The sequence below is a fragment of the Tardiphaga sp. genome, assembly GCF_044336785.1.
Lineage (GTDB): Bacteria > Pseudomonadota > Alphaproteobacteria > Rhizobiales > Xanthobacteraceae > Tardiphaga.
Map to the genome: position 1 here is coordinate 37,076 of NZ_JBIIOT010000026.1, position 19,340 is coordinate 56,415.

General features: G+C 62.8%; 20 protein-coding genes and 1 pseudogene. 6 read left to right on the forward strand and 15 right to left on the reverse strand.

Translation table 11 applies throughout. The annotated features are described in order from the left end of the window. Positions 1-21 precede the first annotated feature (21 nt). The 3 genes from ACIQ2A_RS10175 to ACIQ2A_RS10185 are packed head-to-tail and all read right to left on the reverse strand — an operon-like array spanning position 22 to position 2,798. Positions 22-975: a polyphosphate kinase 2 family protein gene (locus ACIQ2A_RS10175; RefSeq protein ID WP_398478528.1), complete on the reverse strand. Its 954-nt coding sequence runs from the start codon at positions 973-975 to the stop codon at positions 22-24. Positions 976-1,034: 59 nt separating this feature from the next. Next, the gene (locus tag ACIQ2A_RS10180) at positions 1,035-1,733 is read right to left on the reverse strand and encodes an NUDIX hydrolase (protein ID WP_398478530.1); all 699 of its coding nucleotides are present in this window, start codon (positions 1,731-1,733) and stop codon (positions 1,035-1,037) included. Positions 1,734-1,742: 9 nt separating this feature from the next. Then, positions 1,743-2,798, reverse strand: a complete 1,056-nt coding sequence (locus ACIQ2A_RS10185) for an ABC transporter substrate-binding protein (RefSeq protein WP_398478532.1) — start codon at positions 2,796-2,798, stop codon at positions 1,743-1,745. A gap of 127 nt (positions 2,799-2,925) precedes the next feature. Between ACIQ2A_RS10185 and ACIQ2A_RS10190 the strand changes: the two genes are divergently transcribed. Next, positions 2,926-3,375 (forward strand): cupin domain-containing protein, encoded by a 450-nt coding sequence (locus ACIQ2A_RS10190; protein WP_398478534.1) that lies wholly within the window; start codon positions 2,926-2,928, stop codon positions 3,373-3,375. A 50-nt stretch (positions 3,376-3,425) separates the two neighbouring features. Here ACIQ2A_RS10190 and ACIQ2A_RS10195 read toward each other — a convergent pair whose 3' ends face one another. Together ACIQ2A_RS10195 and ACIQ2A_RS10200 are read right to left on the reverse strand one after the other, a co-directional pair. Next, positions 3,426-4,214: an ABC transporter permease gene (locus ACIQ2A_RS10195; RefSeq protein ID WP_398478536.1), complete on the reverse strand. Its 789-nt coding sequence runs from the start codon at positions 4,212-4,214 to the stop codon at positions 3,426-3,428. Continuing rightward, a complete protein-coding gene (locus ACIQ2A_RS10200; protein WP_398478569.1) occupies positions 4,211-5,029 on the reverse strand; it encodes an ABC transporter ATP-binding protein in 819 nt (272 codons plus the stop codon). The genes ACIQ2A_RS10195 and ACIQ2A_RS10200 overlap by 4 nt, the downstream gene beginning before the upstream one ends. 241 nt (positions 5,030-5,270) lie before the next feature. Between ACIQ2A_RS10200 and ACIQ2A_RS10205 the strand changes: the two genes are divergently transcribed. Beyond that, positions 5,271-6,053: an ATP-binding cassette domain-containing protein gene (locus ACIQ2A_RS10205; protein ID WP_398478539.1), complete on the forward strand. Its 783-nt coding sequence runs from the start codon at positions 5,271-5,273 to the stop codon at positions 6,051-6,053. Continuing rightward, the gene (locus ACIQ2A_RS10210; RefSeq protein ID WP_398478541.1) at positions 6,050-7,606 is read left to right on the forward strand and encodes an ABC transporter permease/substrate-binding protein; all 1,557 of its coding nucleotides are present in this window, start codon (positions 6,050-6,052) and stop codon (positions 7,604-7,606) included. Before ACIQ2A_RS10205 ends, ACIQ2A_RS10210 begins: the two co-directional genes overlap by 4 nt. A 792-nt stretch (positions 7,607-8,398) precedes the next feature. Here ACIQ2A_RS10210 and ACIQ2A_RS10215 read toward each other — a convergent pair. The 3 genes from ACIQ2A_RS10215 to ACIQ2A_RS10225 all read right to left on the reverse strand — a co-directional run bounded on the left by ACIQ2A_RS10215 (position 8,399) and on the right by ACIQ2A_RS10225 (position 12,483). Continuing rightward, positions 8,399-10,144: a sulfatase-like hydrolase/transferase gene (locus ACIQ2A_RS10215; RefSeq protein ID WP_398478543.1), complete on the reverse strand. Its 1,746-nt coding sequence runs from the start codon at positions 10,142-10,144 to the stop codon at positions 8,399-8,401. 275 nt (positions 10,145-10,419) lie between these two features. After that, positions 10,420-11,652: an ABC transporter substrate-binding protein gene (locus ACIQ2A_RS10220; RefSeq protein WP_398478545.1), complete on the reverse strand. Its 1,233-nt coding sequence runs from the start codon at positions 11,650-11,652 to the stop codon at positions 10,420-10,422. 87 nt (positions 11,653-11,739) lie between these two features. After that, a complete protein-coding gene (locus ACIQ2A_RS10225; protein WP_398478547.1) occupies positions 11,740-12,483 on the reverse strand; it encodes a FadR/GntR family transcriptional regulator in 744 nt (247 codons plus the stop codon). Positions 12,484-12,618: 135 nt separating this feature from the next. Between ACIQ2A_RS10225 and ACIQ2A_RS10230 the strand changes: the two genes are divergently transcribed. The 3 genes and pseudogenes from ACIQ2A_RS10230 (at position 12,619) to ACIQ2A_RS10240 (ending at position 13,958) form a co-directional block, all read left to right on the forward strand. Next, positions 12,619-12,759, forward strand: coding sequence for a hypothetical protein (locus tag ACIQ2A_RS10230; protein ID WP_398478549.1), 141 nt, complete (start codon positions 12,619-12,621; stop codon positions 12,757-12,759). 508 nt (positions 12,760-13,267) lie between these two features. Further along, positions 13,268-13,429 (forward strand): annotated as a pseudogene (locus ACIQ2A_RS10235) (hypothetical protein); the annotation flags it as partial. A gap of 79 nt (positions 13,430-13,508) precedes the next feature. Continuing rightward, positions 13,509-13,958, forward strand: a complete 450-nt coding sequence (locus ACIQ2A_RS10240) for a Crp/Fnr family transcriptional regulator (RefSeq protein ID WP_398478551.1) — start codon at positions 13,509-13,511, stop codon at positions 13,956-13,958. 104 nt (positions 13,959-14,062) lie between these two features. Here the strand turns inward: ACIQ2A_RS10240 and ACIQ2A_RS10245 are convergent, their stop codons facing one another. The 7 genes from ACIQ2A_RS10245 to ilvN all read right to left on the reverse strand — a co-directional run bounded on the left by ACIQ2A_RS10245 (position 14,063) and on the right by ilvN (position 18,988). Then, a complete protein-coding gene (locus tag ACIQ2A_RS10245; protein ID WP_398478554.1) occupies positions 14,063-14,920 on the reverse strand; it encodes an SDR family oxidoreductase in 858 nt (285 codons plus the stop codon). Between the two features lie 89 nt (positions 14,921-15,009). Beyond that, positions 15,010-16,029, reverse strand: a complete 1,020-nt coding sequence (gene ilvC / locus ACIQ2A_RS10250; RefSeq protein ID WP_398478556.1) for a ketol-acid reductoisomerase — start codon at positions 16,027-16,029, stop codon at positions 15,010-15,012. A 150-nt stretch (positions 16,030-16,179) separates the two neighbouring features. Next, the gene (locus ACIQ2A_RS10255) at positions 16,180-16,788 is read right to left on the reverse strand and encodes a LysE family translocator (RefSeq protein ID WP_398478558.1); all 609 of its coding nucleotides are present in this window, start codon (positions 16,786-16,788) and stop codon (positions 16,180-16,182) included. Further along, entirely contained in the window at positions 16,788-17,660 is an 873-nt protein-coding gene (locus tag ACIQ2A_RS10260; RefSeq protein WP_398478560.1) for an EamA family transporter, read from the reverse strand. Before ACIQ2A_RS10260 ends, ACIQ2A_RS10255 begins: the two co-directional genes overlap by 1 nt. 9 nt (positions 17,661-17,669) lie before the next feature. After that, complete coding sequence (locus ACIQ2A_RS10265) at positions 17,670-18,083, reverse strand: type II toxin-antitoxin system PemK/MazF family toxin (RefSeq protein ID WP_398478562.1); 414 nt, start codon at positions 18,081-18,083, stop codon at positions 17,670-17,672. After that, positions 18,025-18,390, reverse strand: a complete 366-nt coding sequence (locus ACIQ2A_RS10270) for an AbrB/MazE/SpoVT family DNA-binding domain-containing protein (protein ID WP_398478564.1) — start codon at positions 18,388-18,390, stop codon at positions 18,025-18,027. The genes ACIQ2A_RS10265 and ACIQ2A_RS10270 overlap by 59 nt, the downstream gene beginning before the upstream one ends. Before the next feature lie 55 nt (positions 18,391-18,445). After that, positions 18,446-18,988, reverse strand: coding sequence for an acetolactate synthase small subunit (gene ilvN / locus ACIQ2A_RS10275; RefSeq protein ID WP_398478567.1), 543 nt, complete (start codon positions 18,986-18,988; stop codon positions 18,446-18,448). Positions 18,989-19,340 lie beyond the last annotated feature (352 nt).

The window sequence follows — 19,340 nt, forward strand, 5'->3', positions numbered from 1 at the left end:
ACGACAGCGGCGAGCGCAACCCTACGTCTTTCCCGCCTTCTTCGCCCGCACCCGCGACGTGGCTTTCTTCACCACCGGACCGCCCTCTTTCTCGAGCGCTTCGCGGACCATCTTGAATTCCTTCAGGTCATCGCCATCGACCACCGGGAATGTCAGGTCGAGCTGCTCCAGCGCGTGCACGATGGCCGAGCCGATCACCACGCGCGCAAACCATTTGCGATCCGCCGGCACCACATGCCACGGCGCATGCTCCGTTGCCGTGCTGTCGATCAGATCCTGATAGGCGTCCTGATACTGATCCCACAGCGCGCGCTCGGAAATATCCGCCATAGAGAACTTCCAGTTCTTGGCGGGCTCGTCGAGGCGCGAGAGGAAGCGCTCGCGCTGCTCCTCCTTGGAGACATTGAGGAAGAATTTGAGGACGATGGTGCCATTGCGCGCGAGATATTTTTCGAAGGCGGTGATGTCCTCGAAGCGCTCTTTCCAGATATGCTTGCCGACCAGCTCCTGCGGGATCTTCTGCTTCGCCAGGATCTCGGGATGTACGCGCACCACGAGGCATTCCTCGTAATAGGAGCGATTGAAGATGCCGATCCGCCCGCGCTGCGGCAGCGCGATGGTGTGGCGCCACATGAAATCGTGATCGAGTTCGTTCGACGACGGCTGCTTGAAGGAATGCACCTCGCAGCCCTGCGGATTGATGCCATCGAACACAGCCTCAATGGCACTGTCCTTGCCGGCCGCGTCCATGCCCTGGAAGATCAGCAGCAGCGACCAGCGGTCCTGCGCATAGAGTTTTTCCTGCAACTCCTGCAACCGGCGGGCATTGACTTCGATCATGCGCTTGCCGGTGTCCTTGTGCAGGCCGCCGCTGGCATCGGTCGCATGATCCTTGAGCCGGAAACGCTTCGATCCATCGACACGATAGGGATCGATATAGGATTTGAGGGTGGCCTTGGCGGATTTGGCAGACATCTGGGCACTCCGGAGCGACACGCGCAACCGTAGCGCGGGCGCAGTGCCCGCGCCAGCAGTCACAGTTTCGCGGCGAGAAACGCACGGATATAGCGCGGCATCGTCTCGGTGAAATCCGCGGTGCTGCGCACGAGATGGATCGCGCTCAGTTCCTGATCTTCCTGGGTCGCGAGATTGGCCTCGATCCGCGCCTGCAGCGCACTGCCGGGCATATCGACATCAAGGATGCGGATCATCGCCGTCAGCGACCCATCCGTGACGACGTCCCAGCCATCGGCGGCGCGATAATCCGCTGGCGTCAGCCCCACCTCCTCCGCCGTCTCACGCGCCACGCTGCCGGGAATATCGACGATGTCGCCGCGCAGGTCGTTCAGATCCGGCGTGCCCGCGGGGAAATAGATCTTGCCGGCATTGGCGGTGTGCGCCCCCATCTCGCCCAGCACGAAGGCGCCGTCGCTGGTGCGCAACGCGCCCATGCCAAAACCGTTGAAGACGCTGCGATCGGGAAAGCCCCAGTCCCGCAAGGCGAGGAAGCAGGCAAAATCGGTCTGGAAATAGTCGGCACAAAAACTGTCGCCCACGAAGCGCGGATTGCGGGCGAGCAGCATGCGGCCATTGAACATCGCCGGCTTCGATCGCCGCGCATCGGCAAAATGCGCGGCGATCGCATCGCGGCGCTCATGGGCGAACGGCCAGTGCCACTCATGCACATGAAGATCCAGACGGGAGACGGCCTGCAGAACCGGTGTAGCCGTCATCGACGATTCCTATTTCGCATTCGTCCCCGTGGTCTTGTTGAATTGCTCAACATATCTGTTCGTATAGGTCTTGCTGACATCGATATTGGCTTTTGCAACTTCGGGCGAGCTTTCGCTGAACACCGCAAGCACGGCAGCCGCGCCCTTGGGGTCCATCAGGCCGGTTTCGGAATACATCGGGATCGTGTTCTTGAGTGCCGCGAGATAGAGCTCCTTGTCCTTGCCGACCATATTCTCCGGCATCTTCGCCATGATCTCTTCCGGCGAATGGGTGTGAATCCATTTCAGCGTGTTCATCATCGCCGTGGTCAGCGCCTGCACTTCCTTGTCGTGGCCCTTGATCCATGCGGTGGTGGTGTAAAGCGCGCCGCCGGGATATTCGCCGCCGAACACATCCAGCGTGTCCTTCTGGGTGCGGGTATCGCTGAGTATCTTGAGGTCTTTGTGACTGCCCTGCAGCACGGTGACGGCAGGATCGAGCATCACGGCGGCATCGATCTGGCCCTGCTGCATGGCTGCGACCGCGGTGGCGCCGAGGCCGATGCCGATCACCGCGGTGCCTGTGGGATCAAGACCATTCTTCTTCAGCTGATATTTGAGGAAGAAGTCCGTCGATGAGCCGGGCGCGCTGACGCCGACCTTCTTGCCGGCGAGATCCTTGATGGAATTGATCTGGCCCGTCTGTTTCGGCGACACCACCAGCACCAGGCCGGGATAGCGGTCATAGACCACGAAGCTTTGCAGCTCCTGCTTCTTGGCGGCGAGATTGACGCAGTGATCGAAATAACCGGACACCACATCGGCGCTGCCGCCGAGCACGGCTTTTAGCGCATCGGACCCGCCTTTCAGATCGACCAGTTCGACAGCGAGCCCGGCCTTCTCATATTCGCCGAGCTGCTTGGCGAGGACGGTGGGCAGATAGCAGAGGCAGGCGCCGCCACCGATGGCGATGGTGACCTTGCTTTGCGCTGCAGCGGGAGCGATGGCGAACAGCGATAAAAGACCGGCCACGAGAAAATGGCCAAGGAATAAACGGCGCGATCCGGTTTTGATGTTTGTTGTCATTGTTTCCTCCGCTGCATTGCGGCGGAGGATAGATGAGGCCCGGCCGGTTGGAAAGCGGCGCTGGTCAACACTATCGGACACGCCTAGCATCCAACGCACTAACAAGATTCATTTCGGGGAAACATCCATGTCTCGCATCACAACCGCCCTCCTGCTCGCCTCCACGTTCGTGGCCGGCGGCATCGCCAGCCATGTCGTGCCAAAAGCCTTTGCCGCAGAGAACATCACCGCACAGGTCATCAGCGTACCAGAGCTGACCGGCGACGCGCTTGGCCCCGCCTCGCCCACCGGCTTCCGCTCGAAAATGTTCGTCGCCGCCGATGGCGTGACCATCTCGGTTCAGGACGGCAATGTGCCGAAGCATCTGCATCCCAACACCAATGAGATCCAGTACATCCTGGAAGGCACCGGCACGGTCTGGCTCGGCGACAAGGAAGTGAAGGTGAAGGCGGGCGACATGATCGTGATCCCGAAGGGCACGCCGCATGGCGGCACCAAGCCCGACGGCAAGCCGTTCCGCGCGATCGCCATCAAGACGCCGCCGCAGGCGCCGGACGATACCAAGCAGTTGCCGTAAGCAGGCGGGGCGTTCCGGGGCGCGACTTTGCGTGCCCCGGACATGACGACCTAGTTTCGGGCCGCGCTTGCATCCGGCTTCCATACCAGCAGCCGCTTTTCCACCACCGTCACCAGCATATCGATGGCGATGACGAACACCGCCAGCACGAACATGCCTGCGAACACGCCGGCCACGTCGAACGTACCCTCGGCCTGCTGGATCACATAGCCGAGCCCAGCGGCCGAGCCGAGATATTCACCGACCACGGCACCCACCACCGCAAAGCCCACCGAGGTGTGCAGCGACGAGAACATCCAGGACAGCGCCGACGGCCAGAATACATGGCGCATCAATTGCCGTTCGCTCATGCCGAGCATGCGGCCATTGGCCAGCACCGTCGGCGAGACTTCCTTGACGCCCTGATAGACATTGAAAAAGACGATGAAGAACACCAGCGTGACGCCGAGCGCCACTTTCGACCAGATGCCGAGCCCGAGCCACAGCGCGAAGATCGGCGCCAGCACCACGCGCGGCAATGCATTGGCCATCTTCACATAGGGATCGAAGATCGCCGCCAGCAGCGGCTGGCGCGCGAACCAGAAGCCGATCACGACGCCGAGGGTCGAACCGATCACGAAAGCGAGCAGCGACTCCAGCAGCGTGATGCCGAGATGTTTCCAGATCATGCCCGAGGCGAACCAGGAGACGACCTGGCTGAACACATCCACCGGCGTGGAGAAGAAGAAGGGCGGCAGCAGGATGCGGCCGAGGATCGGCACGCTGGTGAGCACATGCCACAGCGCGATGGTGACGACGGCGACAAGTATCTGACAGGCAAGGAGGACGGCCCGGTTCATGCTGCGCCTCCCGAAGCCTGCGCATAGGTCTTCATCACCTCGGCCTTCAGCACGCTCCAGATCTCGCGATGCAAAGCGTGAAACTCCTTGTCGAGGCGGACTTCAAAGATGTCGCGGGGCCGCGGCAGGGATACGCGCCAGTCGCCAATGATGCGCGCGCTGGGACCTGCCGACATGATGACCACGCGATCGGCAAGCGCGATGGCTTCCTCGAGATCGTGGGTGACAAACAGCACCGCCTTGCGGTCCCGCGTCCACAGATCGAGCAGCAGATTGCCCATCACCTGTCGTGTCTGCGCATCGAGCGGGCCGAACGGCTCGTCCATCAGCAGGATCTTTGGGTTGCGGATCAGCACCTGTGCCAGGGCCACACGCTTGCGCTGGCCGCCGGACAGCATATGCGGATAGCGGCTCGCGAAAGCGCCGAGGCCGACGGCGTTGAGCCAGCCTTGCGCGCGCTCGGCGGCTTCTTCGCGCGGAGTACCGGCGACTTCGAGGCCGATGGCGACATTGTCCCGCGCGGTCTTCCACGGGAACACGGCATCGGCCTGGAAGAGATAGCCGGCCTGCCTGTTCAGGCCGCGGAGTGGCTGATCGAAGATAGTCACGCTGCCCGAGGCTGGCTGCAGCAGCCCGGCGGCGACATTCAGCAAGGTGGATTTGCCGCAACCGGTGGGGCCGACAATGGCGACGAATTCGCCATCCGCCACGCGCAACGTCGCCTGCTCTACTGCCGTATAGACTTTGCCGCCAGCGACATCGAATGCCACCGTCGCACCATCGAGCGCCACCGCCATCGATGCCGCGGCTTCCATTGCCTGCACGCGCATTTCCCCGGAACTTGTTATTGCGTGACTGGCTTAGCGTTGTGGTGGGAGGAATTCAACGGCTGGCGAGGGTGTGAGGCAGCGTGGTAGCGTGACACTCACATGTCATCCCCGCGAAAGCGGGGATCCATAGCCTCTGGAGACGTGATTTGAGCTGTGGGAACGATCGAGCTTCACTCTTGACGTCGGAGGCTATGGATCCCCGCCTTCGCGAGGACGACAACGGAGCATGATCTCTCCCCTCATCCGCTTTACCCATGTCACCAAACGCTTCGATCACGGCCGCGTCACGGCCATCGACGGCGTCTCCCTCGACATCCCCGCCGGCGAATTTCTCGCAATCGTGGGCGGCTCCGGCTCCGGCAAGACCACCCTGCTCCGCCTCGCCAATCGCCTGATCGTGCCGGATGGCGGCGACGTCCTCGTTTCCGCCAAGAATATCTCCCATGTCGATCCGATCGCGCTGCGCCGGAGCATCGGCTATGTCGTGCAGAATGGCGGCCTGTTCCCGCACATGACCATCGCCGATAATATCGGCATCACGCCGAAGCTGATCGGCACGCCGGCCAGCGAGATTGCAGCGCGTGTCGATGAGCTGCTCGATCTGGTCCGGCTCGATCGCAAGGCGCATCGCGACCGCTATCCGCACGAACTCTCCGGCGGCCAGCGCCAGCGCGTCGGCGTCGCTCGCGCCCTGGCGGCAAGGCCCGCGATCGTGCTGATGGACGAGCCCTTTGGCGCGCTCGATCCGCTGACGCGCGATGCGCTGGGCGACGAATATCAGGCACTGCATCGCAAGCTGAAGCTCACCACGATCATGATCACCCATGACATGACCGAGGCCATCCTGCTCGCCGATCGCATCGCGGTGATGAAATCCGGCCGCCTCATCGCCGAAGGCACCCCGGCCGAGCTGTCGGCAAGCACGGATGCCTATGTCAACGAACTGCTCGGCACCCCGCGTCGTCAGGCAGAACGGCTCAAGCATCTGATCGCGAGGGATGGCGCATGAGCATGCTCAGCGATCCCCGCTGGAGCGAGGCGCTCGGCCACCTGCCCGATTATCTCGGCAGCCATGTCCGCGTCAGCATCGCGGCACTCGCGCTCGGACTGATCGTCAGCCTGCCGCTCGCGATCCTTGCGCGGCATCGGCCGTTTCTGCGCAGCGCTTTGCTCGGCGTCGCCAGCATCGTGCAGACCGTGCCGGGCCTGGCCCTGCTGGCGCTGTTCTATCCGCTGCTGCTGGCGCTGGCGGCGCTGTCGCTGAGCTGGTTCGGCGTCAGCTTCTCGGCCTTCGGATTCCTGCCCGCGGTGCTGGCGCTGGCGCTGTATTCGATGCTGCCGGTGCTGCGCAACACCATCACCGGATTGAACGGCGTCGATCCCGCGCTGACGGAGGCCGCCGAAGGCGTCGGCATGACGCCGCGACAGACACTGACCATGGTCGAGCTGCCGCTGGCGCTGCCGGTGATCATGGCGGGCATCCGCACCTCGGCGGTATGGGTGATCGGCACGGCGACGCTGTCGACGCCGATCGGGCAGACCTCGCTCGGCAATTACATTTTTGCGGGATTGCAGACGCAGAACTGGGTGCTGGTGATCTTCGGTTGCGTGGCCGCGGCCGTGCTGGCGCTCGCGGTCGATCAGTTGCTGTCCCTGATCGAAAGCGGCATCCGCCTGCGCAGCCGGCTGCGCATGCTGACCGGTGCGCTCGGCATCGCCATCCTGGTGATCGCAACGCTGGCGCCCTCCTTTGCGCGCTCTGGCACACGCGTCGTCGTCGGTGCAAAAACCTTCACCGAGCAATATGTGCTGGCGGCGCTGATGTCGCAGCGCCTGCAGGCAGCCGGGCTGGCGAGCACGACGCGGCAAGGGCTCGGCTCCAGCGTCATCTATGATGCGCTCGCCTCGGGCGATATCGATGTCTACATCGATTATTCCGGCACGCTGTGGGCCAACCAGTTCCACCGCAGCGAGATCTTGCCGCGCGAGCAATTGCTTGCCGAGCTGAAGACGACGCTGGCGAAAGCGAATATCACGCTGCTGGGCGAACTCGGCTTCGCCAATGCCTATGCACTGGTGATGCCGCGGGCGAAGGCGGAGGCACTCGGGATCAGGACCGCGGCCGATCTCGCTGCCCGCGCAGGCAATATGACGATTGCCGGCGATTACGAATTCTTCTCACGGCCGGAATGGGCGGGGCTGCAGAAGGCCTATGGCCTCTCCTTCAAGGCACAGCGCGTGATGCAGCCGGATTTCATGTATGCGGCAGTGGCGTCCGGCGAGGTCGATGTGATCGCGGGCTATACGAGCGATGGGCTGATCGCGAAATATGATCTGGTGGTGCTGGATGATCCGCGGCACGCGATCCCGCCCTATGATGCGATCATGTTGCTGGCGCCGAAGCGCGCGGGCGATGAGACTCTGCGCGCGGCACTGCAGCCGTTGCTGGGGAAGATCGACCTGCCGCTGATGCGCGCCGCCAATCTGCGCGCGGCGGCGAATGATGCGACAAGTTCGCCGGAGAGCGTGGCGCGGTGGATGTGGGAGAAGATCGGGAAGTAGCTCTGCCCCCTCATGGTGAGGAGGCGCGCAGCCCCGTCGCGAACCATGAGCTGGCCTGGCTCCGGAATGCGCGGCCATCCTTCGAGACGCGCGCGTTGCGCGCTCCTCAGGATGAGGGTGGGAGATGCGGTCTCTTGATCACTCCCGCACGCGGCGGGGAATGATGCGACAAGTTCGCCGAAGAGTGTGGCACGGTGGATTTGGGAGAAGATCGGAAAGTAGCTCTGCCCCCTCATGGTGAGGAGGCGCGCAGCGCCGTCGCGAACCATGAGCTGGCGGGGCCCGGAGCATGCGGCCATCCTTCGAGACGCGCGCGTTGCGCGCTCCTCAGGATGAGGGTGGGAGATACGGTCTCTTGATCACTCCTGCGCGCGGCGGGGAATGATGCGACGAGTTCACCGGAGAGCGTGGCGCGGTGGATGTGGGAGAAGATCGGAAAGTAGCTCTGCCCCCTCATGGTGAGGAGGCGCGCAGCGCCGTCGCGAACCATGAGCTGGCCTGGCTCCGGAATGCGCGGCCATCCTTCGAGACGCGCGCGTTGCGCGCTCCTCAGGATGAGGGTGGGAGATGCGGTTTCTTGATCACTCCCGCACGCGGCCGGGAATGATGCGACGAGTTCGCCGGACGGTGTGGCAAGGTGGATGTGGGAGCGGATCGGGAAGTGACGCAATGTCTGTCGTCACCCGGCTTGACCGGGTGACCCAGTAGACACAGATAGTAGGGATAGAAGCGCAACGACGCTGTTTACTGGATCCCCGCTTTCGCGGGGATGACAACCACGGCAGTCAACCTCTACAAATTCTTGATCATCCCCGCATCGATCAGAATCCGGTTGAACCGGCTCGCTTCGTCGCCGCCCTTGCAGCCATAGAACACGCCCTTGCAGCGCTGCATGATCTTATTCTGCTCGATGAAGGACGGATCGAGCGGCACGCGGGCCGCCTCCTGCACCATCAGCGGCAGATAGGCGGCGTCCAGCGTCGGCAGTGCCGACGACAGCTCCGGCCGGTAGTTCAGCGCATCGATGGCGTAATAGGTCGTGTAGTAGCGCGGATCGTGCGTCATGATCCGGTCGGCGCGCTTGGCCTGCTTGATGTCCGGCTCCAGCAGTTTTTGCGCGATCGCCGGCTGGTGATCGCCGAAGCGCACCAGCAGGAATGGCTCGGTCGGATGTTCCTTCCGCAGTTGCGCGACGAAGGCGTTGTAGTCCGACGCTGTCATCGCCTGCCGGCGGATATATTCATCGACCTCCGGCGTATTGCCGGGCGGCTGCCAGCCCGCCGGTGTCAGGTCGTCGCGATAGGTGGTGGTCCACGGGAAATGATTGGCGGTGAGATAGACCAGCACGAAGATCGGTTGATCCGGCCCGCTCTCGCGCGCGATCAGGTCCCTGGCCTGATCGAAATAGAACTTGTCGGGCTGCATGTCCTCGGTGACGCCCATGTCGGCCATGTCGATGAAGCCATCGATGCCGGCGCCCTTCTGGAAGCTGCGGGCGCTGAGAAAATTGCCGAAGGTCGGATAGAGCGAGAAAGTGCGATAGCCGCAACGCTGCAGCGCCTGCGGCAGGCCGCGCGAGATCTTTCCGGCGGCGATGCGAGTGACGTAAAATTTCATCGCGCCAAACGAGCGCGCGGACAGGCCGGTAAAAATGTTGAACTCGGTGTACCACGTCGGCCCGCCCGAGGATTCGGTGATCAGCTTGCGGCTCTGGCCATCGGCGGAGGCGAAGAAATCGTGATAGCCGGCGGGCACCTTGATGCCCGGCGCCGCCGAGATGTCGAACGAGGACTCGTCCAGTACCATGACGATATTCGGCCGCTTCACGCCCGGCTCGCATTCGGTCATCGGCGCAGCCTGCGCGGAGCCGACGAGGCTCTTGGCGTCGGCCTCGATCCAGCCGGTGGCCGTCAGATGGGAGACCGCGACCACGCCGGAGCGCGCGAGATTGGAGATGTGATTGACGCCCTGGAACGGCTCCCACGGTTTTTCGGGATTGGCGGCGGACATGACGATGATGCCGAGCACGCAGGCGCCGGCACAGCCGAGCGCGGTGCGGCGACGCAGGGAAAACGGATCCGCGCGCCAGATCACCCACAGGATCGGCAGCACGACGGCCGCAGCCATCAGCAACCAGCCCCGCAATTGCGGGAAGATCGACTGCATGAAGGAGACGGTATCGCGGTCGATGATCAGGAAATCGAGGAAGGTCAGCGTCAGCTGGGTGATGCCGTATTTGAACTGCGACAGCACGATCAGCGCCGTGACCAGCAGCAGCGCCAGCACGGCGCTGATGCCGGGGCGCTTGAAGACGGCCAGGAACAGGAAATTCAGCAGCGCCCAGGCCAGCAGCGCCAGCACCATGGCGAACGGGCCGTATTCGACGGAGGCCAGCACATAGACGGCGAGGACATGGACCGCGGCGATCAGCCCGGTGCGCAGCGGCGCCTGTCGTGCCACGGCCCAGCAGGCCACGAGCCCCGCTTTGAGGCCGCGCCCGGCTCGCGCCGGCAAAATGGGGATCGACGACGGCAGCATGGCTTGCCTGCGAACACCCGGCAAGGAAGCTGCCCTGCCCGGCCACGGCCGATGGGCTCATAACGCAACCGGACTTGCGGCATGTCACAAAAGCGTAATCGCACTGTCATGAACGGGCAATGAACCTTTCGACGCAGGCGGCGCGTTCGGCGGGATAAGGTGTAGGATGGGTTGAGCGCAGACGCGACGCGCCGGAGCAATACCCATCACCACCGGCGCAAGGGGTGATGGGTATCGCTTCGCTCAACCCATCCTACGGGTCGGAGTTTTGGGTGTTAACGCCCCGCGGCGGCGGGCGGCTCGCCCTTGATGATCTCGCCAAAACGCTGCCAGCGCTCGCCCTTGAAGCTCATCATCTGGAACTGGTCGATGGGCGAGAAATCGGTCGCCGAGGTGTTGACGGTGACGCCCGGCAGCAGGCCGTCGAGCTGCAGGCCCTTGAGATTGGCCGCCTGCTTCATCAGGTTCTCATGGGTGAGATCGTCGCCGCATTGCTGCAGCGCGGCCACCATGGTCTGAGCGATGCTGTAGCCGGACAGCACGGTGCTCTCCATCGCCTTGCCTTCCGGGATGTACTTCTCGACATAGGCATAGAATTTCTTCATGCCTTCATCGTCCTTCCACTGCGGATCGGTGGGATCCTTGGCGAAGGTGGCGGACACCACGTCCTGCGCGTTCTCGAAGCCGGCAGGTCGGATCACGCTGCCGAGCGACGACGATGCATTCGGCACGATATGCAGCGGCTTCCAGCCGAGCTCGGCGACCTTCTTGATCGACTGCGCCGCAAACTTGCCGGTGGCGAAAGAGAAGATCGTATCGACGCCGGCCGCCTTCAGCTTGACGATGTGGCTATCGACCGTGGGCTCGGAGACTTCGTAGCTCGTCTCCATCACGATCATCGACGACGCCTTGTCGCCCAGACCTTCCTTCAGGCCCTTCACATAGTCCTTGCCGAAATCGTCGTTCTGGAAGAACACGCCGATCTTGGCATTCGGCTTTTCCTTCAGGATGTATTTCGCATAGGCCAGCGCTTCGGCGTGATAGCTCGGCAGCCAGCCCATCGTATATGGAAACTGCTTCGGATCGTTCCAGCGCGTGGCGCCCGTGGCAAGGAAGAGCTGCGGCGTCTTCTTGGCGTTGAGATACTTTTGAATTGCCGCATTGGCAGCCGTGCCGACATTGCCGACGATCGCCATCACCTCGTCGCTCTCGACGAGTTTGCGCGTCTGCTCGACGGTCTTCGGCGGCGAATAGCCATCGTCATAGCTGATGAAGTTGATCTTGCGGCCATTGATGCCGCCCTGATCGTTGATCAGCTTGAAATAGGCGGCATAGGACTTGCCGAGAATGCCATAGGCCGAAGCCGGACCGCTATAGGGCACGGTGTTGCCGATCTTGATCTCGGTATCGCTGGCGCCCGGGCCGTATTTCTTCTGCGCCAGCGCCGGGCTGGCCGCCATCATGCTCGCGGCTGCAAGCATGGCAATGGAGGTCGTGGAGATACGCATGTTATATCCTTCTTTTGCGTTTCCTGGGGTGCGGACCTTGCCGCGTGAAGTCCGGGCCTTCCCGTTGATCGGGATTGTGGCGGCCCGTTAGGTCTGTGTGCCTGGTATCCCCGCGTCCTGCGCTTCCGCGGCGGCTTCGTTCAGCGCCTGAATATCTGCAGCGGCGGTGTGCACATGGTGGTGCACGAGCTTGATGACCCTGGCCTCGTCGCGCGCCTCGATGGCGGCGAAGAAAGCGCGGTGATCGTCGAGCGAGCGCTGGCGCAGCTCGGCCGACGCGAAGTACCGGCGACGTCCGCGCGTGCTCATCAGCATCAACGGCGTGATGGTGCGCACCAGAATGCGGTTCTGGCTCGCGGCGGCGACGGCGAGATGAAACTCGACATCCTCGTCGGCCATGTTGCGGCCATTGGCGGCGAGCACGGCATAGGTGTCGAGCAGGCTGCTCAGCTTGGCGAGGTCGGCCTCGGTGCGGCGCTGGCAGGCCAACCGAAACGCCTGCTCCTCGCAGATGATGCGCGCCTCGATGGCATCGCGGGTGAGCTGTGCATCGAAGGCCATGCCGAGATCGGCCTGCAGCACCAGCGCGTCCAGCCCGCCATCGTCCGGCGTGGTGCGCAGGAAGATGCCGGACTTCGCCTTGCGCTCGGTGATGCGCATGGAATCCAGCACCGCCAGCGCCTCGCGGACGGAGCTGCGGGTGACGCCGAAGCGGTCCGACAGATTGCGCTCGGACGGCAAGCGGTCGCCTTTGGCGAGCCGGTGATGCCGCACATATTCGAGGGTTTTGCGGACGGTATCGGAGGTTTCAGATGTCAGGGTCGTGGTCATACCAATGAACCTACCAATCTGGCCCTACCAGATCAAGGGAGGCGAACTGCGGCGAGTGGGCGCGGTTTGGCGACCAATCAGGCATCGCTCCCGGATCTGGCGCCGCTTACGGACAAGGCTCGAGGATTACTTGGGTTGCGGATCACGCACGATCTCGGCCTTGCCGGCCTTGATCTGGTATTCGCTTTCGGTGGCGCAGGCCGTGCAACGGAAGCGCCGTATGTCGGTTCGCTGCTGAACTTCGATGGAGACCAGTTGGCGACGCCCGCCACATGACGGGCACCGGACGAGATTCAAGGACATTTCAACGCCCCATATTTATGAGGATAGACACTGATGCGGGCTTACTAGGCCGGGTTGATTGATGATGCGGATGGACCGCATATCTGTCTGCCCGTGACCGGGCATATGGAAACATGTCCACCTGAAAGACCGCGATCGGATGTTTGCGGGGCAGTTGGACAAGGCGTCGAAGGCACGAACACATCCGTGGCCTTTCACCCATGCACGGCGCGCCAAAGAGACACCGGTCAATTGCGGCGCCCAGCCCGCAGGATGATTCCTCTACGGGAAACACGTTGCCGCTGCCGAAGCCCGCATAAGAGCGATATCTGGCATATAAAAAATGGAAAATGCTTATTTCAAAGGATGACTGCAGACATCATATGATGCCGATCAGGCAGAGTTGCGTCGCGAAAAATGCTTTGATGCACACAGCGGAGACGAACTCGGACGTCTGACATACACCGCATAACAGCCCAAACCGATCGGGCGGATTTATGCAGTGTCAGAAGCCCTCCGAGAGAACCGCTTGATTGCGGCGTTGTTGCGCGCCGATTGCGATGCGCTGGCGAAGTCCGGGCAGATCGTCGAACTCCGTGCGGGCACCGTCCTGTGCGAAGCCGGGGACGAGACCGAACAGGTCTATTTTCCGCTGTCCGGCGCGATCTCGCTTCTCGTGATCCTCGAGCACGGAAAAGCCGTCGAGACCGCGACCGTCGGACGCGAGGGGGGTCGTCTCGGCGATGGCCGCTTTCGGCATCTATGCGTCGCATGTCAGGGTGGCTGTCCAGAACCAGCTGATCGCCTTGCGGATCTCGGCGGCAGCATTCCGCAAACTCACCGCGTCGCATCGCGCGATCCTGGACTCCTGCATCAAGTTCAATGAAATGCTGCTGATCCAGGCGCGAACAATCGCGGCATGCAACACATATCACACCGTCGAGCAACGGTTCTGCCGGTGGCTGCTCTTCACGTCCGACCGCGTCGCCCCCAATGACATGAAGTTCACGCAAGAGGCCGTCGCCGAACTGCTTGGCGCACGACGGACGTCCGTGTCCGACGTCGCAAGCAAGCTCTCAGCCTCGGGTGCGCTCAGCTATTCGCGAGGCAATGTGACGATCAATGACGCCACCGCGGTCGCGGAGCTGTCCTGCGAGTGCTACGCGACCTTGCAGCGCCTGGCCCCCTCCTAGCCGAACCATATGCCGCATAGGCTGCATATGGATGCCTCGTACCGCGCCGAAGGACGCGTCGGACATGCATTGACGGGGTTTCGGCGGTTTCCGATGCCCGTGACTCAGTCGCGCGCGTTGACGTGCAGCCCGAGTTGCCGCGCGATGATCCGGTCCATCCAGCGCCGCGGCAGCAGCCCGGCGATCCGGGTCTGGAGCGGCTCCGCCGAGGCCACGACACGGGCTTGGGGACGGGCATCGGTCAGCGCGCGATGCACCCGTGCCGCAATGGCTTCCGGCGGCAGGCCTTTCTCGGACATTTGCGCCAGCATGCCGCGCAACGTCATCAACGCCGGCAGGTAAAGCGAGTTCACAAACCGCGTGACGTCCAGCGCCTTGGCCTTGTCCCAGATCGGCGTGCGCACGGGCCCCGGTGCGATGGTGATCACATCGATCCCGAACAGCATGAGTTCGCGGCGCAGGCTTTCGCTCAATCCTTCCAGGGCGAATTTCGAGGTGCTGTAGGGCGACAGCAGCGGATTGCCGAACTGGCCGGAGACGGAGCTCATCATCACGATGCGGCCCGGCGCGCCTGTCAGCGCGGGATCGGCGCCGAGCAATGGCAGGAAGGCCTTGGTGACGATCACCGGGCCCATCACATTGACCTCCATCTGCGTGCGGAATTCGCTGACATCGAGATCGAGCAAGGCGCCGGGCACCACGACGCCGGCATTGTTGACGAGGCCGGCGAGCGTTTCACCGTTGAGCAACGTCCTCACCTCATCCGCGGCGATCCTCACTGCAGCCTCATCAGTCACGTCGAACATCAGCGGTGTGAAGTTGGCGCCGAACGCGGTCTGCAGGCGCTCGGCGTCGTCAGGCCGGCGAACACTGCCGAAGACACGGAAGCCGTGACCCAGCAGAGTTCTCGCGGTGGCATGTCCGATGCCGGTGGAGGCGCCGGTGATGACGACGGAGCGCATGAGGACACCTCGAAGATCGGGCTAGCGGTCGAACGAAAAACGGGACCGCGTTGCCGCGGTCCCGTTGGTAATGACGATGAACGTAGCGCTTAGTTCTTGGTCTTGTCGACCAGCGCCTTTTCCTTGATCCACGGCATCATGTCGCGGAGCTTGCCACCCACTTCCTCGATCGGATGCGCGGCAGCGCGGGCGCGGGTCGCCTTGAACGAGGCCTGGTTGACCTTGTTTTCCAGCATCCAGTCGCGGGCGAACTTGCCGGACTGAATGTCGGTCAGCACGCGCTTCATCTCGGCCTTGGTTTCCGAGGTGACGATGCGCGGGCCGGTGACGTATTCGCCGTATTCCGCGGTGTTCGAGATCGAGTAGTTCATGTTGGCAATGCCGCCTTCATAGATCAGGTCGACGATCAGCTTCAACTCGTGCAGGCACTCGAAGTAAGCCATTTCCGGCGCGTAGCCGGCTTCCACCAGCGTCTCGAAGCCGGCGCGGATCAGCTCGACGGTGCCGCCGCAGAGAACGACCTGCTCGCCGAACAGATCGGTTTCGCACTCTTCCTTGAACGAGGTCTCGATGATGCCGGCGCGGCCGCCACCAACGGCCGAGGCGTAGCTCAGGCCGAGGTCATGGGCGTTGCCCGAGACGTCCTTGTGGATCGCAATCAGGCAGGGCACGCCGCCGCCGCGCTGATATTCCGAACGCACGGTGTGGCCGGGGCCCTTCGGCGCGATCATCAGCACGTCGAGGTCTTCGCGCGGATCGAGCAGGTTGAAATGCACGTTGAGGCCATGAGCGAAGACCAGCGCTGCGCCGTTCTTCATGTTGTCATGCAGGTGCTCGCGATAGATGTCGCCCTGCAATTCATCCGGGGTGAGCATCATGACCAGGTCGGCCCACTTGGCGGCCTCGGCGACTTCCATCACCTTGAAGCCGGCGGCTTCCGCCTTCTTGGCCGAGGCCGAGCCCTTGCGGAGCGCGATCACGACGTCCTTGACGCCGCTGTCCTTCAGGTTCAGCGCGTGGGCATGGCCCTGGCTGCCGTAGCCGACGATGACGACCTTCTTGCCCTTGATCAGGTTCAGGTCGGCGTCGCGATCATAATAAACACGCATGGGTCGTTCCTCTGTTCGGCAACTTTATTTCAAGCGCCCGGTCGAAAGGTCACTGCCGGCTGGCCAATGACCATGAAATGCCGCCGGTTTCTAGGGCGACGATTGCTGCGAGACAAGCCCGCAACGGTGATTTTGCTGGCGAATTCGTGCTCATATCTCAGCCAGCACGGGATAGAGCGAAGCGAGCAATAAAATTGCCATGGTGACGTTGAAAATGCGCACCGCACGCGGCGATTTCACCAATGGTTGCAGCGCGGTGCCGCACAGCACCCAGGCCACTGACGACAGCGCGCCAATGCACAGCGACACCGCGACCTGCAAAGCGACGTTGCCGGGATAGGTGGCGATGGCCGCATAGGCCGTGATGATACTGATGGCCATCACCCAGCCCTTGGCATTGACCCACTGAAACAGCGCCGCACCGATGAAGGTCATCGGCCGCCGCCGCTCCGCCTCCCCCGGCTCCGGCGGGCCGGAGCGTGCGATCGCATAAGCGAGATAGACCAGATAGGCGGCGCCGGCATATTTCAGTGCCGTCTGCAGCCACGGCAGTGACGCGAACACCGCGCCGAGGCCGAGCCCGGTGACGCCGATCATGAAGGCATAACCAAACGTGACGCCGGCCACATGCGGCAGCGTGCGGCGGAAGCCGAAATTGAGTCCGGAGGCGAGCAGCATGATGTTGTTCGGCCCGGGGGTGAAGAACATCACCACCGCGAAGATCAGAAACGCCCAGAACAGATGCGGTGACAATTCCATCACGCCACCTCGCGCAACACGGGCGGACGGCGGGACAGCAGCATCACGGCAATCCCGAGCACCACCACGATCATGCCCGCCAGGCGCAGCGGCCCGAATGTCTCGCCGAATGTGAGGCTGGAGGCCGCAGCGCCGATGAACGGCACCAGCAAAGCGAAAGGCACCACTTGCGCGGCGGAGTAGTCGCGCAGCAGCCGACCCCAGATCCAGTAACCGAGCGTGGTGCCGACGACCGCAAGGAACAGCACGCAGGCCATGGCCTGCAGCGAGGCATGGGTCAGCGCGTGCCAGGTTGTGCTGGCGCCATCGACAGTGAACAGAACCACCAGCAGCGGCGCGAGCGCAACGAGGCTGATCCAGGAAAACAGGTCGAGCATCGGCACGCCCTGCGCGCGGCGCAGCAGCAGATTGGAAAACGCAAAGCTGATCGGCGCCGTCATCAGCACCATGAACGGAAACACGCTGAAGTCATAACCGACGGTGAAACAGATCATCATCAGGCCGCCCATGGCGATGACGATCCCTGCGACCTGCTGCCGTGTCGGCAATTCGCGCAGGAACAGCGCAGCAGCCCCCACCGTGAACAGTGCCTGGCTTTGCACGATCACCGAGGTCAGCCCCGCTGGCACGCCATGCGCCATGCCATAGGTCTGCGCCAGAAACTGCGCCACCAGCAGCCAGCTCGTCGCGACGACAATCTGCCACGACAGTTTCGGCCGCGGCAGCAGCAGACATGGCAGCGCCGTGATGCCGAAACGCAGCGTGGTGAGCAGCGTCGACGACATCTCGTCGACCGCCATCCGGGTCAGCACAAAGCCAACGCCCCAGATCACGGCGACTGCGATCGCCAGGAAGATGTCGAAAGGTTTCATGAATGGTAGCTATGCAGGCTTGGCACGGTCGGCGTCGCCAGAGAGAACGGAGAAATCAAAGCCGAGAAGCGCGGCAAGCGTCATCCGTATCTCATCGACAAAAGTATCCGGCACCGTATCGATCTTGCGAAAGACCCGAGCGGCCCGTTCGACCGTGCGTATCTGATCGACCTGAACGACACCTTTGGTCTTGATGCCGGTTGGCAGCGGCACGTTGAACGACCATGGGCCGGCGTTCGATGTAATCGGACAGACAACAGCGCGGCCGCATATCTCGTGATAGCGACGCGACGTCAGGATCAGAGCCGGCCGCCGCCCGCCCTGCTCCGTCCCGAGCACCGGATGGAATTCGACCCAGGCGATGTCACCGACGTCTTGCACGGCCATCGCTCTTTCCAGTCTTGCGCTTTGGTCCAGCGTCATCGACCCGCACGGGCGTGCCGTCAGCCCCCTCGACGATCAGACCGCGCGAATAATCATCGTCGATGATTTCTGAGCCGACGTCAGGGCCCCATTCGACAGTCTCGGACGTCAGCCCAAGACGTTCGATTTCCGACAGCATCTCGTCGAGCAATTGCTTGGGGGTTTTTCTGGCGGTTCGCAGGCGAAACCCGCTGCCCTCGACGGTCAGTTCAAGCTCGCTTCCCGCCGTCACGCCAGCGCTTTCCGCCGCCGCTTTCGGCAGCCGGACACCAAGGCTGTTGCCCCATTGGGCGACTTTGACTTTCATCAGTCCGCTCCTTGTTGGGATATACAATGTATATCCCAACACCCCTCCCGTCCAGTTACATCCCCTCCGCGCCGCGGGTGATCGCCGCCACGCCGGTGCGCGAGATTTCGACCAGGCCGAGCGGGCGCATCAGTTCGATGAAGGCGTTGATCTTGGACGACGAGCCGGTGATCTCGAACACGAAGCTTTCGATCGACGCATCGATGACGCGGGCGCGGAAGGCTTCGGCGAGGCGCAGAGCCTCGACACGATGTTCGCCGATGCCACGCAGCTTCACCATCGCGAGCTCGCGCTCGATGGAGCGGCCGGTCAAGGTCATGTCGACCACGCGATGCACCGGGATCATGCGATCGAGCTGGTGCTTGATCTGGGTGATGACCATCGGCGTGCCGGTGGTGACGATGGTGATGCGCGAGACATGCTTCTGCGCTTCGGTCTCCGATACCGTGAGGCTCTCGATGTTGTAGCCGCGGCCGGAGAACAGGCCGATGACGCGCGCGAGCACGCCGGGCTCGTTGGCGACCAGCACCGACAGCGTATGCGTCTCGTTGGGATCGTGACGTTCTTCGATGAAATAGGCGGAGGCAGGCTGTTCCATTGTCGTTTCCTGTCGAAGTCTTGGTCGGCTTGCGCCGGAAAATCTCTGTCGGCGCCCTGCACTCTTGCTGTCATCCCCGCGAAAGCGGGGATCCAGTAAACACCGGCCATGCAGCTCCATCACTGACGCTGGTGTTTACTGGATCGCCCGGTCAAGCCGGGCGATGACAGTGAGTGTGAGGCTCGTTCTCAATCCATCACACCAGCGCCTTGCCGCCGGCGAAGGCTGCAGCCGTGGCTTCGTCGTTGGCTTCCAGCGGCAGAAGCATTTCGTTATGCGCCTTGCCCGACGGGATCATCGGGAAGCAGTTTTCCAGATTGGCCACGCGGCAATCGAACAGCACGGGCTTCTT